The sequence below is a fragment of the Cohnella thailandensis genome, from assembly GCF_014212135.1.
GTDB lineage: Bacteria > Bacillota > Bacilli > Paenibacillales > Paenibacillaceae > Cohnella > Cohnella thailandensis.
In genome coordinates, this window is sequence record NZ_JACJVQ010000016.1 from 63,466 (window position 1) to 81,015 (window position 17,550).

Annotated in this window: 14 protein-coding genes; 8 read left to right on the forward strand and 6 right to left on the reverse strand. The window is 59.6% G+C overall.

The genetic code is table 11. The features are described 5' to 3' along the window. The first annotated feature begins 196 nt into the window (after nt 1–196). The 6 genes from H7B67_RS18195 (at nt 197) to H7B67_RS18220 (ending at nt 7,356) form a co-directional block, all read left to right on the forward strand. The gene (locus H7B67_RS18195) at nt 197–1,336 is read left to right on the forward strand and encodes a BMP family ABC transporter substrate-binding protein (RefSeq protein ID WP_185121290.1); all 1,140 of its coding nucleotides are present in this window, start codon (nt 197–199) and stop codon (nt 1,334–1,336) included. A 106-nt stretch (nt 1,337–1,442) separates the two neighbouring features. Then, nucleotides 1,443–3,002 carry an ABC transporter ATP-binding protein gene (locus tag H7B67_RS18200; protein ID WP_185121291.1) on the forward strand — a complete coding sequence of 520 codons (1,560 nt, stop codon included), beginning with the start codon at nt 1,443–1,445 and terminating at the stop codon, nt 3,000–3,002. Next, nucleotides 2,999–4,045 carry an ABC transporter permease gene (locus H7B67_RS18205; RefSeq protein WP_185121292.1) on the forward strand — a complete coding sequence of 349 codons (1,047 nt, stop codon included), beginning with the start codon at nt 2,999–3,001 and terminating at the stop codon, nt 4,043–4,045. Before H7B67_RS18200 ends, H7B67_RS18205 begins: the two co-directional genes overlap by 4 nt. Continuing rightward, nucleotides 4,038–4,976 carry an ABC transporter permease gene (locus H7B67_RS18210; RefSeq protein WP_185121293.1) on the forward strand — a complete coding sequence of 313 codons (939 nt, stop codon included), beginning with the start codon at nt 4,038–4,040 and terminating at the stop codon, nt 4,974–4,976. The genes H7B67_RS18205 and H7B67_RS18210 overlap by 8 nt, the downstream gene beginning before the upstream one ends. A 12-nt stretch (nt 4,977–4,988) precedes the next feature. Further along, a complete protein-coding gene (locus H7B67_RS18215; protein ID WP_185121294.1) occupies nt 4,989–5,960 on the forward strand; it encodes a nucleoside hydrolase in 972 nt (323 codons plus the stop codon). A 4-nt stretch (nt 5,961–5,964) separates the two neighbouring features. Then, entirely contained in the window at nt 5,965–7,356 is a 1,392-nt protein-coding gene (locus H7B67_RS18220; protein WP_185121295.1) for an ADP-ribosylglycohydrolase family protein, read from the forward strand. 133 nt (nt 7,357–7,489) lie between these two features. Here the strand turns inward: H7B67_RS18220 and H7B67_RS18225 are convergent, their stop codons facing one another. From H7B67_RS18225 to H7B67_RS18250, 6 genes are all read right to left on the reverse strand, one after another. Beyond that, on the reverse strand, nt 7,490–8,791 hold the full coding sequence (locus H7B67_RS18225; RefSeq protein WP_185121296.1) for an MGH1-like glycoside hydrolase domain-containing protein: 1,302 nt from the start codon (nt 8,789–8,791) through the stop codon (nt 7,490–7,492). A gap of 40 nt (nt 8,792–8,831) precedes the next feature. After that, complete coding sequence (locus H7B67_RS18230; RefSeq protein WP_185121297.1) at nt 8,832–9,659, reverse strand: carbohydrate ABC transporter permease; 828 nt, start codon at nt 9,657–9,659, stop codon at nt 8,832–8,834. Next, a complete protein-coding gene (locus H7B67_RS18235; RefSeq protein ID WP_185121298.1) occupies nt 9,656–10,528 on the reverse strand; it encodes a carbohydrate ABC transporter permease in 873 nt (290 codons plus the stop codon). The genes H7B67_RS18230 and H7B67_RS18235 overlap by 4 nt, the downstream gene beginning before the upstream one ends. Nucleotides 10,529–10,638: 110 nt before the next feature. After that, nucleotides 10,639–12,018 carry an ABC transporter substrate-binding protein gene (locus H7B67_RS18240; protein ID WP_185121299.1) on the reverse strand — a complete coding sequence of 460 codons (1,380 nt, stop codon included), beginning with the start codon at nt 12,016–12,018 and terminating at the stop codon, nt 10,639–10,641. Between the two features lie 106 nt (nt 12,019–12,124). Continuing rightward, a complete protein-coding gene (locus H7B67_RS18245; protein WP_185121300.1) occupies nt 12,125–13,630 on the reverse strand; it encodes a response regulator transcription factor in 1,506 nt (501 codons plus the stop codon). A 3-nt stretch (nt 13,631–13,633) separates the two neighbouring features. Continuing rightward, a complete protein-coding gene (locus H7B67_RS18250) occupies nt 13,634–15,442 on the reverse strand; it encodes a cache domain-containing sensor histidine kinase (protein ID WP_185121301.1) in 1,809 nt (602 codons plus the stop codon). A gap of 243 nt (nt 15,443–15,685) precedes the next feature. On the opposite strand from H7B67_RS18250, the gene H7B67_RS18255 reads away from it, so the two are divergent. Together H7B67_RS18255 and H7B67_RS18260 are read left to right on the forward strand one after the other, a co-directional pair. Next, the gene (locus H7B67_RS18255; RefSeq protein WP_185121302.1) at nt 15,686–16,579 is read left to right on the forward strand and encodes an AraC family transcriptional regulator; all 894 of its coding nucleotides are present in this window, start codon (nt 15,686–15,688) and stop codon (nt 16,577–16,579) included. A 181-nt stretch (nt 16,580–16,760) separates the two neighbouring features. Continuing rightward, nucleotides 16,761–17,495, forward strand: coding sequence for a DNA-binding response regulator (locus H7B67_RS18260; RefSeq protein WP_185121303.1), 735 nt, complete (start codon nt 16,761–16,763; stop codon nt 17,493–17,495). Nucleotides 17,496–17,550 lie beyond the last annotated feature (55 nt).

Below are 17,550 nucleotides of genomic sequence, written 5' to 3' on the forward strand. Positions count from 1 at the left end.
AATTTGCTATGATCGTATCAATAAAAAGCGAAAACCGCAACCGGATGCGAAAACCATTTGTTCCGCCTCAACGCGTGGACGAAGCGATGAAAAGCGACTCTTCCGGCCATGTGAAAACGCTTTTTGTGAGGTAAGCTGACGTGTCGGAAGGGGTCTTAAGCATTTGGGCAGGGATAACATCGGGGGAGTGATCGGGATGAAGAGGAAGAAGGGTCTACTGTTGGCAACGTTGGCCGTCGTTCTGCTTTTATCGGCTTGTTCGGGGGGCAACGGCGGCGGCAACGCAAGCGAGAGCGCGGATTCGGGCGGAGCTTCGAGCCCTGCCGAATCCGGCAAGAAAACGAAGGTTGTTCTGCTCGTTCCAGGCAATCTTGGCGACAAGTCGTTCTTCGACGCGGCGAACCGGGGAATGGATTTGCTGAAGGAGCAGCTCGGCGCGGAGACGAAGGTGATCGAGATGGGTACCGACAAGACGAAGTGGGAGCCGACGGTCAACGATATCGCTTCGCAGGATTGGGACTTCATCCTATCCGGGGGAGCCGACATTACGGAAGTTTTCAACGCGGCGGCCGAGGCGTATCCGGATAAGAAGTTTATCGACTACGACACGGAAAATCCGGAGGTGCCGGACAACGTGTACGCGATGTCGTACGCGACGAACGAGGTTTCGTTCCTGGCGGGCGCGGTGGCGGCTCTAACGACGAAGTCGAGCATGCCGCAAGCCAATCCGGACAATGTGATCGGCTTCCTCGGCGGGATGGACATTCCGGGCATCAACACCTTCCTGGTCGGTTATATCGAAGGCGCCAAATACGTCGATCCCGACGTCAAGGTCGCCGTCTCGTATGCCGGAAGCTTCTCCGACCCGGCCAAGGGCAAGGAGCTGTCGCTCGTCGAATACAACTCCGGCGTCGACGTCATCTTCAACGTGGCGGGCGGGACAGGCCTCGGCGTGTTCGATGCCGCGAAGGAGAAGAAGCAATACGCGATCGGCGTCGATTCGGACCAGGCCATGCTGATGAAGGACAGCGACAGCGAGAAGGCGAACCTGATCGTCACGTCGGCGATCAAGAAGATCGATACCGCCATTCTCGGCGCGGTTAAGAAAGGCCAGGAAGGCACTCTGCCGTACGGAACGCTTGAACGGATGGGCTTCGAGCAGGACGGTGTCGGACTCGCCGACAACGAGATCTACAAGAGCGTCTTCCCGGCGGATCTGCAAGCGAAGATCGAGGACATAAAGAAGAAGCTGGCCGCTAAGGAAATTACAGTGACCGATGCGTCGGCAATGGAGACGTCGAAGGTCGAAGAGATCCGCAACTCCGTCAAACCTTAAGGCGCCGGGGAGCCGATTTCGGCCAAAGTTGGATACTTCTCCTTCCGGGGCGGGTATCCAACTTTACTTTTAGCAGACTTTATGGGGAATGGGGAGGGCGAACGAGATGAGCGGGGCGTTGCTTGAAATGCGGGACGTGACAAAGGTGTATCCGAACGGCGTCATGGCCAACTACAAAGTCCGATTCTCGCTGCGGGAAGGAGAAATCCACGCGATCGTGGGCGAGAACGGAGCCGGCAAGTCGACGCTGATGAAAATGATGTTCGGCATGGAAGAGCCGAGCGAAGGTGAGATCCTGCTGCGCGGCGAGAAGGTGAAGCTGGCTTCTCCGCAGGATGCGATCGACCGGGGCATCGGAATGGTGCATCAGCACTTCATGCTCGTGCCGTCGTTCACGGTCGCCGAGAACATGGTGCTCGGGATGGAGCCGAAGAAGGGGCTCGGCATCCACTTCGCCGAAGCCGTGCGGATGACGGAGGAGATGTCGCGCAAGTACAACCTGGCCGTCGATCCGAAGGCCAAGGTCGAGAATCTGACCGTCGGCATGAAGCAGAAGGTCGAGATCCTGAAGGCGCTTCTTCGCGGCGCGAAAATATTAATCCTGGACGAGCCTACGGCGGTGCTGACGCCTCAGGAGACCGAGGAATTGTTTCGCGAGCTGAGGCTGCTCAAGGACCAGGGCCATACCATCGTTTTTATTTCCCACAAGCTGAAGGAAGTGAAGGCGATCTGCGACCGGATTACGATCATGCGGGCCGGACGCAGCGAAGACGCGTTCCGAACCGCGGACGTTACGGAACAAGAAATTTCCCGCCTGATGGTCGGCCGCGACGTCGTGCTCAAATACGACAAGGAGAAGAGAGAGGCGGGCGAGACCATTCTCGCCGTCCGCGGCTTCTCGCTCGCCGGCAGCGCTGGCAGTCGGCTGCTGTCGGACGTCGGCTTCACCGTCCGGGCCGGGGAGATCGTCGGCATCGCCGGCGTGGAGGGCAACGGCCAGACGCCGCTCGTCGAGGCGCTTACGGGAAGTTTGGCCGGGACTGCGGTCGGCGGTTCGGTCACCGTCAAGGGAGCGGACATCCTGCGGGCCGACATTCGCGCCATCCGGAAGCACGGCGTATCGTACATCCCCGAAGACCGAATGAGGCAGGGGGCGGCGGGCGAGGCGAGCATCGCGGACAATCTCATCTCTACGCAATATGCCTCCGGGAAGCTTGGCGGGGGGATGTTCATGAACGGCGGCAAGATCGAACGGCTCGCGGCCTCGCTCATCGAAGCGTTCGACGTCCGGTGCTCCGGTCCGAAGCAGCCGATAGGCATGCTGTCCGGAGGCAATATGCAGAAGGTCGTCGTCGCCCGCGAATGCTCGACCGAGCCGGATCTGCTTATCGCCGAGCAGCCGACGAGGGGCGTCGACATCGGCGCCGCCCAGTTCATCCACCGGAAGCTTATCGAGCTTCGCGACCGGGGCTGCGCCATTCTGCTCGTATCCGCGGATTTGAATGAAATTCTGGAGCTTAGCGACAAATTGCTCGTCCTGTACGAGGGCCGAGTGACCGCCTACTTCGAAGAGCCGTCCGCTGTCGGCGAGGAGGAGCTCGGCTTGTACATGCTGGGAATCAACCGGCAGGATCCGGAGCAGATCGGGAGGGCCGTCCATCGATGAAAGCCAAGTACTTCGAGCCGTTCCGCACGTTGGCGGTTATTCTGATTGCTCTTGTAATCGCGTTCGTCATCATCTCGCTCGTCAGCGATCGTCCGCTGGAGACGATTCTCATCTTCCTGTGGGAGCCGCTTGCGACGAAGGGTCATATCGGCAACCTGATCGAGATGGCGATTCCGCTCATGTTCACGGGACTGTCGGTGTCGCTGCTATTCCGCGCGAACCTGTTCAACCTGGGCGCGGAAGGCATCTTCTACTTCTCCGGCGTCGTCGCCGCGGCCATCGCCATCCACGCGAGTCTGAACGGCTTCCTGCATCCGATCGCCGCGATCGCCGCGGGATCGGTCGTCGGAGCGCTGCTGTCCGCCATTCCGGGCATTCTGAAGGCGAAATGGAATGCCAACGAACTCGTCACTTCGCTTATGTTCAACAACATTCTGTTCGGCGTCGGCCTGTATATCCTGAACTACCAGCTGCGGGACGCGAAGGCGTTCTCGTCGGCTTCGTACAAATTCGAGCCGACGGCGCTCTTGAGCCGCATCTGGCCGGGTACGCGCGTTCACGCCGGGCTTATCATCGTGCTCGTTATGATCGTAGCCGCGCATGTTTTTCTCTATAAGACGAAATGGGGCTACGAGCTCAGGATGACGGGAGCGAATCGGGCATTCGCGGGCTACTCGGGCATCCGGACGGCAAGGGTTATTATCCTCACGCATCTAATCGCCGGGTTCATCGCCGGCATGGGCGGCTCGGTCGAGGTGCTCGGCATGTACACGCGCTTCAACTGGGTCTCTCTGCCGGGCTACGGTCTGGACGGGGCGCTCGTGGCGATGCTGGCGAAGAATAACCCGTTGTCCGTCATCGGCGCGGCGCTGTTCCTCTCCTATATCCGCAACGGGGCCGATCTGATGGCCCGGCTGTCGGACGTTCCGTCGGAGATGATCTCCATCGTGCAGGCGATCATCATTCTGCTGCTGTCGGCCGAACAATTCCTGAAGTTCTGGAAAAACCGAATGTTGCTGAAGGAGGCGCGGAAGCATGGATAGCTTGTGGAGCGTGATCTGGTCGACCGATTTCGCCTTCTCCATCCTCCGGGTGACGACGCCGATTCTGTTCGCCGCGCTCGGGGCGCTCATCTCCAACCGCGCGGGCATCATCAACATCGGGTTGGAGGGCATCATGCTGGTCGCGGCGCTGACAGGCGTCGTAACCAGCGCTTATACGCACAGCGCATGGGTCGGTCTCTTGTGCGCCGTTCTCTCGGGCGTTATGATCGCCGGCATTCTGGCCTTCTTTACGCTGCAATTCAAGACGCATATCATTCTCGGCGGCATCGCGATCAATATGTTTGCGTCCGGGGGAACCGTATTCTTCCTCTATCTGCTGAGCGGAGACAAGGGCGCCTCGAGCTCGCTGCAAAGCAAGGTGCTGCCGAACGTCGACATTCCGCTGTTGAAGGACGTTCCCGTGCTCGGCCCCATTCTGTCGGGGCATAACGTGCTCACGTACGCGTCGATCGCCGCCGTATTCGCCGTGTACTACATGATGAAGCGCACGCCGCTCGGGCTGCGCATTCGTTCCGTCGGCGAGAATCCGCATGCGGCCCAGTCGGTCGGCGTCAGCGTCGTCCGAACCCAATATACCGCGCTCCTGCTCAGCGGCCTGCTGGCGGGACTCGGCGGAGCGTACATGTCGATGGGCTATTTGTCGCTGTTTACGAGGGACATGACGGCGGGCAGGGGCTGGATCGCCATAGCCGCGGAATCGATGGGACGAAGCACGACGGTCGGCACAACGCTGACGTCGTTCCTGTTCGGAGCCGCCAACGCGCTCGCGAACGCGTTGACCGTGCTCAAAATTCCGTCGGAGCTGATCGCCACGTTCCCATACGCCGCGACCGTTATCGGTCTGCTCGTTTATGCGATCGGCGAATCGCGGAAGAGAAAAAAAGCGGCCGTAAAGCCGAACGAAGGATGAGGAGAGTCGGACATGACATTGGAGTTGGCAAGACCGATCATCATCGACTGCGATCCGGGGCACGATGACGCGATTGCGATATTGCTCGCGCTCGCGAACCCGGAACGGCTGCGAGTGCTCGGCATTACGACCGTCGGCGGAAACCAGGTGCTGGAGAAAATAACCGACAACGCCCTGAAGCTGCTCAGCTTCGTGGACGCGGACATCCCGGTCGCCATGGGGGCGAAGGGGCCGTTGCTGGGCAAGCTGGTGACGGGCGCGGAAGCGCACGGAGAATCCGGCATGGACGGGCCCGTTCTGCCCCCGAGCAAGTTCAGGCCGGTGCGGCAAGGCGCCGTCGAGTTTATGGTCGAGCGGATTCGTTCGAGCGACCGCCCCGTAACTCTCGTGCCGATCGGCCCGTTGACCAACGTGGCGATGCTGCTTGCCGCCTACCCTGATGTGAAGGAGAAGATCGAGCGCATCTCGCTCATGGGCGGCGGCCTGGCGTACGGCAACGTCACCGCCGCGGCGGAGTTCAACATTTACGTCGACCCGGAGGCGGCGCGCATCGTATTCGAATCCGGCATCCCGATCGCGATGAGCGGTCTGGACGTCACCGACAAGGCCATGATCTACGAAGAGGAGATCGCGGAATTGAAGCGGCGCGGCAAGGTGTCCGTCATGGTCGGGGAACTGCTGGACTTCTACTCGATATACAGCCGGAAGCTGGGCTTCGACGGCAGCTCGCTGCACGATCCGTGCGCGGTGGCCTGGCTATTGCAGCCCGAGCTCTTCGAGTCGAAAGCTTATTGCGTGACGGTGGAGACGAAGGGGGAGCGGACGCGGGGCATGACGGTGGCGGACATGCGCCGCAAGCCGGGCGACGCTCCGAACGCGCACGTGCTGCTGGACGTGGACCGGGATGCGTTTATCCGGCTCCTCTTCGACGCGCTGGAGCGGTTGGACCGGCAGGCGGCGCTGCGACCCGCGGAAGGGGAGTGATCGCGTGGCTGGATGGGACCGCTTGCGGGAGCTGGTGAGGCTGGAGATTGTCCAACGGATGGAGGAAGGCTGCGATATCGCGGGGTTTGACGAGAAGCTGGCGGAGGCGGACGAGGACGAAGAGCGGCTGATGCGTGTTTACGAAGAGCTGATTGGGCTGGGCGTGCGCGATGATTATCCGTTCGAGGAGCCTTCTGATCTCGAGAGCATTCGCCGGCTCCGTCCCGACGGGCCGAGGCGGATGGATGCCGGCTGGAGCGAGCCGGAGTGGCTCGATAAGTTCTACGGCGCCTGGCTTGGGCGCTGTGCCGGCTGCGTGCTCGGGAAGCCGCTGGAGCACGCGGATTACCTGTACGGCAAGGACGGGCGGCCCGGCTGGGCCAATGTCGAGCTGTGGTTCCGCGGCGCGGACGCTTGGCCGATTCGCGGTTATACGCCCGCGCGTTCGCGAGCGGAGTCGGAGTATGGGCTGGCGCTCAACGATTGGTCGCCGATGAGCGTGCGGGAGACGATTCGTTATGCGGAGAGCGACGACGACATCCGTTATACGGTGCTTGGCCTTCTGCTGTTGGAAGAGAAGGGGCTCGACTGGGACTCGTGGGACGTCGGCAAGCTGTGGCATAGGCATCTGACTTACAGCCAGGTATGCACGGCGGAGACGCAAGCGTATATGAACTTCGCACGCGAGACGTCGCATCTGAACGGCGGGAAGACTGCGGATTGGCCGGTTCGCGGGGAGCGCGTTCGCATGTATCTTAATCCGTACCGCGAATGGATCGGCGCGCAAATTCGGGCGGACGGACTCGCTTACGGGGCTGCCGGGCATCCGGAGCTGGCGGCCGAACTCGGCTGGCGCGACGCTTCGTTCTCCCACGTCAAGAACGGCGTATACGGCGAGATGTTCGCGGCCGCGATGATCGCCGCGGCGTTCGCCGAACGCGACAGCGGGCGCATCGTCGAGATCGGCCTGAGCGAGATTCCCGCGACGAGCCGATTGGCGAAGGCTGTGCGAGAGGCGGTCGACATCGCCGGGCGCGCGAAGGACGAGCGCGAGCTGGCGAGCGCCCTCTGGGACGCGTTCGGGCAGTACGACGCGGTGCACGCGATCAACAACGCGGCACTGGTTGCGGCGTCGCTCGTGTTTGCGGGCGACGACTTCGAGAAGGCGATCGCGATGGCCGTTTACGGCGGGTGGGACACCGACTGCAACGGGGCGACCGTCGGCTCCGTCATGGGAGCGAAGCTGGGCGCATCCGGGCTGCCCAAGGCGTGGATCGAGCCTCTGGGCGACACGCTGTACGCGGAGGTGCACGGGTTCCACCCGATCGCCATCTCGGCTTGCGCAAGGCGGAGCTATGAGGTGTTCCTCAAGCTGAGGGCGCGCTTGCCGGAGTGAGGGCGTCGCGGAGTGCCGGGATGACATCTATCGCGCGAAATCGGGTAATCGCATAATCGAACATAAGCTGCTCCTCCAAGTGCGCAAGAGCGCCTGGGGAGCAGCTTTGTGATCGATGGGGGGTGGACTGGCGCTAGAAGCATTCCGGAATCCAGAACCGGCTCATCGGAGGCTTGCCCTTCAGCTCGTCGATCATGTTCAGAACGAGCAGGTTCCAGTTGAGGAAGCCGCCGTTCATGACGGGCTCGCCCGTCTGCGGGACATAGTATTCGTGCAGCGTGCCGGTACGCTCGAGATCTTCTCCGAGCAGCCGGACGGTTTTCTCGCACAGCTCCTCCGCTTGCTGTCGGTGACCATAGTTCATCAGCCCGCGGAAGACGACGTAGTTCGAGACGATCCAGATCGGACCGAGCCAGTTGGACGGGTTGTTCGTCGCGCGGCAGTCGAACATCTTCTCGTCCATCGCCAGAGTAGCAATGCCGTAAGGGCTGTTGAACGTGTTAGCGTCCGCGGCGTGGGTGTTGGCGAGATAGGCGGCCTGATGCGGCTCCGCCGCCCCGGACCAGAGAGGGATAAAGCCGGTCCAGGCGCGGATCTTGATCGGGAGCGTCTTCCAGAAGACGCCGAGCCCTTGATGGAACCAATCGAAATGCCTGGTCTTGATGTCGACGTCCGCCGAGTAGAAGAATTTATCCCGGTTGTCCCAGCCCTCCTCCTTAATCGCTTGGACGAGCCGGGCAGCCTTCTCGCGGTAATGCGAGGCTCTATTCACGCCCAACCGCTGGGCGATCGTCGCCATCGCGTTCAGCTCCGACACCATGAAGCCGTTCAGGAACATGTTCGCCGTGGAGTAGCGTGGACGGCCGAACGTCGCGGGATCGTTGTCCATGCCGATCATAATATCGTCGGCCCAGACGTACAAGCCGCAGTTGTCGTTGTAATAGAACCGATCGTAACATTCGAAGTAAACTTCCAGCTTGGCGAAGTCTTCCGCGATCCAGGAATAATCCTCGCCGAAGCCGCCGATCAGCGCGATCTGTTGGCACAAGAAAGGCTTGTGCATGTTGGTCACGACGCCCTCGCGCCGCTTGAGAATCAGATAAGGCTCGGGCAGCTCGGAATTCAAGTCCAGCGTGGCGATCATCATCGGAATGTAGCCGTCTTCCATCTGGTAATCGAGGAAGTTGCGAATGTTGCCCTTCGCATGGCGAATGTAGCGATCTCTCCGATCGGCATCCTCATCGCCGTCCGCGAGGTTGAACAACGCGTATACCGCCCAGAAGGAGTCCCAATCCCACAGGTTGCCGTCGTAGATCGATCCCGGATCGACGAACGGATGCTTCAAATAATGAACCGGCTGCTTCAGGATCGTGTCGACCTGGGACAAAATGTATTTTCGAAGCAAAGGCTCGTAATGGGTTATCGTAGGTGTCAATGTTCTCTCTCCTCTCGAGGGAAGTTGCGGTAACCGGTCGTTATCCCTTCATCGCTCCCGCCGTCATCCCTTCGACGATGTATTCTTGCAGCAGGAAGTAGAGGATCAGCACGGGCAGAATGACGACAAGGATGTCGGCGAAGATCAGGTTCCAGTCCGAGCTGTACCGCCCGACGTAGTTGTAGACGGAGACGGTTACCGTCCACTTATCCCCATCGGTCAGCAGATAGAACGGGCCCATGAAGTCGTTCCAGACGGAGACGATTGTCAAGAGCGACGCGGTCACGATCACCGGCTGCATGAGCGGCAGCGCGATGGAGAAAAACAGGCGCAGAGGCCCGCAGCCGTCAATGATGCCGGATTCGTCCAGCTCTCTCGGAAGGGTCTTCATATACCCGGTCATGAGGAAAATCGTAAACGGAAGAAGAACGGCCGAATAGTACAGGATCATGCCTTGGTACGTGTTATGGATGCCGAGTCCCATCAAGAGCTTGATCGTCGGAACGAGCGAGACGGGCATGACGAGTCCGACGATAAAGAAATAGTAGAGAAAGTTCGTCAGCCGGTTGTTGTTCCGCTGAATGCTGTACGAGGCCAGCGAGGCGAACAGATTGGTGACGACGAGAGCGCCTAGCGAGATGAGCGCGCTGTTGAAGTAGCCCTTGACGATCTTGCCGCCCGAGAAAACCTCTTTGAAGTTGTCGAAGCGCCAATCGGAGGGAAGCGTAAGCCTGAACCGGGCGGCTTCGTTCACGTCCTTGAACGAATTGACGGCGATCATGTAGAACGGAATGACGACGACCGCGACGAGCGCGAGCAGAAGCGCTTCGCGTCCAATGCGACGCGGTCGAAGCGACGAGAGTCTCATAGCTCCACCTCCCTTTTCCGCAGAATTCTTAGGAACGTAACCGCGATCACGGAGACGATAATGGTCAGGACAAGGCCGGATGCGGTCGCGTACCCCCAGTTGCCGCGGGAGAAATTCCGGAAGATGAGCGTGTTGAACACCTCGGTGTCGTAGCCCGGCCCGCCGTTCGTCAGCACCAGCACCGTCTCGAACACCTTCAAGGAGTTGATGACGGTCAGAAGGAGGTTGACGGTGAACGACGGCGCCAGCAGCGGGAACGTGACGTTGCGGAATTTGCGGAACGCTCCGGCTCCGTCCACGCTTGCCTGCTCCAGCAGGTCCTGCGGAATCGTCTTGAGGCCGGCCAGGTAGATGACCATCGCGAAGCCCGAGCTGCGCCAAAGCTCCGTCAGCATGATCGAGAACAGCGCGTAGCGGGAGTCGTTCAGCCAATCCACGGCGAAGCGTCCCAGTCCGAAGAAGCGCAGCGCTTCGTTCAGGATGCCTTGCTCGGGATTATAAATGGCGGTGAAAAGGTAGCCGACGATAAGCGGGGCGATGACGACCGGCGTGTAGAACGATGTTCGGTAGAACTTCCCCAAGCGGCTGTTCCGGTTGAGCAGCAGCGCCAGAATCAGCCCGAACAGGTTGACGAAAATCGTTACGACGAGCGCGTAGAGCAGCGTGTTCTTGATCGCGAGGCCCAGCACGCCTTCGGAGAAGAGCTGCCGGTAGTTGTCGAGGCCGATCCACTTCGTTTCCTCGCTGTAGGCGCTCCAGTCCGTGAAGCTGTAAGCGAAGCCGGACAGCGCGGGGAAGACGAACAGCGCGAAGTAGACGGCGAACGCCGGGGCGATGAAGTAGAGCGGGTAACGAACGTGTCGTTTCATGGTTTCGTACCTCATGGTTTGTTATGGCCTTGGCAGGCCTGAGAGAAGGGGGCGGCCGCTCCCCCGTGAGCCCGACTTCCGGGTTGCCCCGGGGGCGGGTTCACGGCCGATTAGAAGCCTGCAATCTTCTTGTTCTTGCCGTCCTGCTTGTAGTTCTTGTCCATCTGCTCGACCGCCTTCTGGGCGTCGCCCTTGCCGACCAGCTCCTGCGTGATCTTGTCGAAGTCGATGATGCCCGCCGGAAGGCGAAGCTGGATTTGGATGATGCCCTTGCCTTCCTCGATGTACTTATAGATGTCCTGTTGGCCGGCGAACAGGGAAGCGTCGACGCCGTTGTAGACCGGAATGCCCGGATTGTATTTGTACCACACGGCGAGCGAATCCGGCTGCGTCATGAACTCGGCCAGCTGTTTCGCGGCTTCGACGCGCGGCGACGTCTTCGTCACGAAGATCTGCTTCGGCGGGTAAAGCGAGACAACGCCCGCGTCCCGCTCCGACGGCAGCGGGAAAAACCCGATGTCGTTCACCTTGTCCCCGAACCGCTTCGAGATCTCCGGCAGCATCCAGTCCGCTTGGAACGCCATCGCCACCGTTCCGTTCGCGAGCGCCTCCTGCTGATTCTCGTACGTGCCCGCTAGCAGGTCCTTGTTGTAGTAGCCTTTGGTCTTCAACTCGAATTGGCGCTCGAACACTTTCTTCATCTCCGGGATCTCGGCGAAGCCCAGCGTGTTCGACACCAGCTTCTGCACGCCTTCCTCGCCGCCGATCGTCGGCATGACGAACGACTGGAACGCGGACAGCGGATAAATCTGCGTTGGCCAGCCGGTCTTGACCGCTTCGTAAAACGGCGTGACGCCCGCTTGCTTCAGCTTCTCGGCGTTGCTCAGCAGCTCGCCGTAGTTGGTCGGGATGGACAGCCCTTGCTGCTCGTACGTCTTCTTGTTGTAGAGCACGCCCATCGCGTTGTACGAGCCCCACGGAATGCCGTATATTTTCCCGTCGACCGTGTAGAAGTCGCGAACCGCGGACGTGAGGTTATCGACATAGGCGGAGCCCGTCATCTCGACGAGGTTCTTCTCCGCCTGCATCGTGACGTATTCGTTCGGTCCGGCGAAGAAGTAGAAGATGTCCGGCGCGTCCTGCGTGGCAAACCGCGTCTTGATGATGTTCTCGTACTGGTTGACGTCCGGCAAAATCTGTAGGTCGACCTTGTTGCCCGTCGCTTGCTCGTAATTGGCGAAAATCTCCTTGAACGCCTGCGACTCGGAGTCTCCGTTCGCTACTGTCGCGAACGTCAGCTTGACGGGCTCCTTGTTCGCAGAGGCCGAAGCCGACGGAGAAGAGGATGCATCCGCCTCCGAAGAGGCTGGCGATGACGAGGTCCCGGCGGAGCCGGAGTTCGTATCGTTCCCTCCTCCGCAAGCGGCCAGCGACCCGGTCAATAAAGCGACTGCCGTCAAGCCAGATAAGCGCTTCCAATTCGTTGTCATATCGTTCCCCCCGCATGTGCTCGATATCGTCTTACATCCCGTATTATAAGAAGCGGCCAAGAGGCGGTTATAGGCCGATCCGAAGCAGTTTATAGGGCATAATCGCTCAGTATCCGCCGTTCTTCTTGAACTCCCGGGGAGTCAGACCGGTCCACTGCTTAAATAGCTTGCTGAAGTAAAAAGGGTCCGCGCAGCCCACCATCTCGGCAATCTCCCTGAACAGCAGGCGCGGCCGTTCGAGGATGAGCTTCTTCGCGCGGTCGATGCGGATTTGGATCAGGTTGTCGATCGGACTCTGGCCGTATTTGCGCTTGTAGACCCGGCCGAGGTACGAGGGGTTAAGGCCGAAGCGCTCCGCCAGCTCGGCCAGGGTGATGTTCTCCATGTAGCGGTTCTCCAAGTACAGCTTCAGTTCTTCCGTCCATGAGGCTTCGGCCTCCTGCTCCATCTCGTCGAAGAAAGTGTCGAAGAACTCCCGAATGCCCTCGATGATGCCGTCGCGGTTCGTCGGCCGCCAAACGGCATCCTCCAGCTCATGATGCCACCTGGCGGTCGGCGCCTTCGGAGAGGAGGCTTCTTCGTGAAGCAGCAGCGAGTTCGTCAGGAAGGTGAGCGTTTGCTGCCATTGCGCCCGCGTCGCGTTCGACCAAGCCTCCGTCAGCAGCAGCCCTTCGAGCTTGCGGACGAAGTCGGATTTGCGCTTCTTTACCCATAGAGCCGCCAGCTCCTGTTCCAGGCTTCCCGGAAGCGGAAGCGGAGGAATGTCGTAAGGGCGATCATGCGGGCCGCGGAACGAACGGACACGCTTGCCCTCCAGAGGAAAGCCCGCGCGCGAAGCGCGGCGAAGCAGCTCGAGAGCCGGATGCAGATCGTCCTGCAGCTTCGCCGCGGCGACGGCCGTTACGCAGGCGGCGGAAGCCTGCAGCTCGGACCGGGCATACTCGAGAAGCTTTTCAAGCCGGGCTTCCGTCAGGTTGTGGACGCCGATGACCGAAGCTCCTTCATACGCGCCGATCGGAGGCAGCGCGTATTGCCGTTCGCCGTCCTCGAGCACCGGAAGCAAGCTGGGAATCTTCGCCTGGGATTCCGGGGAACCCGCGACGCGGGCATACAGAACCAAGTAGCGAGAATGATAGAAATATTCCTGCGCGAGCCGGCGAATCTCCTCCGAGCCGCCTCCTTCCTCCTTGCGCAGCATCCATTGCTGAAGCAGCTCCGCTTCGACCAGTGTCTGGTTGCGGGACAGCCGCCGCTTCGTCTCCGCGAGGAACGGACCCAGAATGTCGGCTGTCGGAGGCTTGAGAAGCAGGTCGGAGACGCCCAATTGGATGGCCTGGCGTGCGTACTCGAAGTCTCGATATCCGGTCAGGATGGCGCAGATCGTGGCCGGCGACCGTTCCCGGACGTGGCGAATAAGCGACAGCCCATCCATGACGGGCATGTAGATGTCGGTCAGGACAACGTGCGGTCTAAGCAGATCCAGCTCGAGAACGGCGTATTCGCCGTTCTCGTATTCCCCGACGATCTTGAAGTCGGGATCCAGTTGCCGGATTTTATCCGCGATGCTCTTCAGCAGCAACGGTTCGTCTTCTGCGATCAGGATGCGGAACATCCGTTAGCCCTCCTTGCCGATGGTGATCAGAAGCTCCATGCCTTCTTCCAGATTGCGGACGGAGAAGGCGACGTCGCCTCCGTAGAACAGGTGGAGGCGGGTCATCGCGTTCTCGATGCCGAGTCCGCCGAAGCCTCTCGCCGCGAGCCGCTCGAGCCCGTCCGGTCGGCCGGCCTTCAGCTCCTCCGCGAAAGAGCGGACGCGGTCCAGCGCTTCGGGGGAGAAGCCGCTTCCGTTGTCGGCGATCCGCAGCGTCCAGACGCCATAGGAGAGAGGCACGCAGTCGATGCGGACGACCCAGGGAGGGTAGACCTCCTTGAAGCCGTGGGCGAACGAATTTTCCACGAGGGGCTGAAGCACGAACTTCGGGAAGGAGACGCCGAGCAGCGAGTCGTCGGTCTTCACTTCGTAGCGGAAGTTCTCTTGGTACCGGAGCTTCATCAGCTCCAGGTAATTTTCCGTGAAGCTCAGCTCTTCGGCGAGTCGTGTCGTATCGTCTTCCTGGCGGCTAATGTACTCCATCATTCTCATCATCCGGAAAGTCATGTCCGCCGCCATGGGCGCTCCTTCGTTCTCGGCGAGGATCCCGATCGAGGACAAAGTATTATAGACGAAGTGAGGCTGAAGCTGCCTGCGCAGGGCTTGAAGATTCGCAAGACTCTCCCGTCGTTCGGCTTCGATCCGCTGCTCGATCGAGTGGTGCAGGCGCTGCTTCATGGAGACGAAGCCGTCATGCAGCTCGCGGATTTCGAACGAGGCTTTGGAATAGGCGCGCGACCGGTTGTTCTTCAGATGGAATTGCTCCAGGTCCCAGCGTTTCATATCGCGCAGGATGAGCCGAAGCGGGGAGGCGATCGTCGAGGCGACGGCGTATGCGACGAGAAGGGCGAATAACCCCGCCGCGATCGTTACGGTGAGCACGACGTTGCGCAAGTCTTTGACGGGGCTCAACAGCACATGACGGGGCTGCGCGGCGACGATCGTCATGCCGAACGGGGCGGAGCGAAGCCAGCCGAGCACGTAGCTCTGGCCGTTCTTTTTCTCGGTCATGCTGTGGAAAACGCCGGGCGAGAGGTTCGGGATATCCGCCCAATCGAAGGGGAGGCTGCCCGCCTTCTCCGCAGCCGGGTAGAACAGTCGTCCTTGATCGTCGAAGATGTACAGCTCGTTATGGGTTTGCGACAGCGCGTCTCCGACGATTTCTTCCAGCTTGTCGTATCGCTGCTGCACTTCGACGAATTGGGGAGAGTCCGAGGAGGCGTAAGGGAACAATCGGGACAGGGAAAAAACGAGTTCCCCGGATTTGAACCACGTGTCGCGGTGGGGAGGATTCAGGATCTTGTCTCCCCCCTTCGCTTCCGTCGGGCGAACCCAATCCGTTTCAAGGATGCGATCTTTAAGGTCGGGATAGGGATCGATCTTCAGGCCATAGGAGATCATATCGCCTTCCAGGTTGAAGACGTTGATCTGCTCGGCGATGAAGGAGGGGCCGTTCAGCGTGGAGAGCGTCGTTTCGAACGATTTTTTGCGATCCAGGGCTTCGAAAGACTCCGGTTCGACGAATGCTTCCTGAAACCGATTCTGGAAGTCCGGGTTGTAGATGACCTGGGCCGAGATGCGATCCAGATCGCGCAGCGCCTGCGTCAAGGAGGCGTCCACCCGCTGCAGCATTTGCCGGGACGACTCTAGCGACCGCTCCCACAGAATGCTAGAGAGCTTGTCGTAGAAGAAGACGCTAAGCGCGGCGATGACGAATGAGACGACTAGCGTGATGGAGAAAAATAGCCGGCTTCGGATTCCCAGTCGCCGCATCTCGATGGCCACCCTTTCCTAAAGGACGCGCGAACGCTCTCGCTGTTACTCTTAGAATACCATAGGAGGATTTAGATTTTGGGGAAAGGTAGACATTATACAAAAACGGAGGTAGAGATCTTCCATGTACAAAGGCGGGGCTTCGCTTTAGAGTACTTAACAGAGTCGCCCGAAACGGCTGGGAAGAGGGCGTCGAGGGGCTCGGGAGAATCATGCGAATTCGCATTCGGGGAGGAATTGGACATGGCGGAGCTGCTGCGGGGAGAGCGATTCTTCGAGGAGGATTACCGAATCTTCCTTAACCGGGAAACGGAGGCGTTCGCGACGGGCATGCATCGGCACGACTTCGTCGAGCTGAGCTTGGTCGCGGAGGGAAGAGGCTTCCACTACGTCGAAGACCAGCTGCTGGAGGTGGCCAAAGGCGATCTGTTCCTGCTGCCCGTCGGCACCTCGCATGTATTCCGTCCGGGCTCGACCGACAAGACGTCCCCTCTCGTCGTGTTGAACTTCATATTCGATCCGTCCGCGCTCGATATCCCTCCCGAATGGCTGACGGAGCAGACGGGCATCGCCGATCTGCTGCGGAAGCAAGGGCTGCCCGACGGAGGCTGGTACCGGTGCGCAGATCGGCAGGACCGCTTCCTCGCGTTGTTTACGCAAGCTTACCGCGAATATACGGAGCGGTCGGCGGGCTTCCGGACGATGGTGAAGGCGCTGCTTGTCCAGTCGCTGCTGCTGCTCGGCAGAACGCTGGAAGAGGAGCGGCTTCGCCAGGGGAAATCGGCTTCGGACTCGTTCCCGGCGTTGGTCAACGAGACGCTGTCGGCGGAGAAGCTAGCGGAGGCTCTCCGCTATATCGAGCTTCATTATGGCGACCGGGTCACGCTCAAAGACGTCGCCGATCAAGTGTATATGAGCGCCGGGCACTTCCAGAATCAGTTCAAGAGGCTGACCGGCCAGACGTTTAATCAATACTTGCAGAACGTGCGCATCCAGAAGTGCTGCCAGCTGCTGAGAACGACGGACAAGACGGTCCAGCAGACGGCCAACGAAGTCGGGTATTCGGACATGAAGTTTTTCCACTCGCTGTTTCGAAGGATCACGGGCAGCTCTCCTCAGCGGTATCGAAGGGCTTGAGGGGGGGGCTGAAGATAAAACTAGAGTCAGCGTGGACCACTTGAGTCCCGATTAGATTCCGGCTATTGCTATTTTGTTTGTTGTCAGGTATTGTAAATTTATTAAGGTCCTGAAGCACAGGCCGCTCGTTCCGGAGATAGTCCGGGGTGGGCGGCTTATTTCATTTTCCGGAGGGATGACGATGGAGGCAAGAAGGGTTAAGGAGCGTCGTTTGGACGATAGGGATTTTAAATTCGACCCAGCTTTCGAGAGGGAGTATCGGCAGATGATGGCGGAGGCGATCAAATCGAGCCGCGGGGAAAGGAAGAGGCGACTTCAAGAGGAGCACGGAATAGCGGAGAAAATTCTCGCCTACGTATGGTGGCTCGCCATGGGTAGCCTAAAGCATCTGCACCCGGAATACGAAATAATCGACTTACGTGGCGGAACCCGGTTCGCCGATTACGCTTATCTACCTTCGCGAACGTTTGGTTTGCTTCTGGAGGTAGATGGCTTTGGCCCTCACTGGCGTGAAATCAGCCGATGGAAATTCGACGATAACGAGGAGCGCCAGAACTTGCTGTTGATCGACGAGTGGAAGCTGCTTCGCTTCTCGTATGACGGGCTCAACGAGAAGACGGCCAGGTGCCAGCAGACGATCCTAATGGCTATGGCAAGATGGGGACGAGCCGTTGGCGTAGAACAAGTGGAGCTGAATGTTTATGAGCGGGCAATTCTTCATTACGCGATGACCGCGGATGAACTTAAGCTGACAGCAAAATTAGTAGCATTAAAGCTTCAAATTAACAGACGGACAGCTCTACAATATATGGACTCTTTGGCGAATAAAGGACTATTAACTCCTATTGTTTCGCAATCAGGAAGAAAAATGGCATACGAGTTAGTTTCGAAAAAACAATTCTTGGGAAGAAGGTAACTAGACTACCTACATGAGCGCGGGGGACTGGCGAATGTGAGAAGAAGGTAGTTTG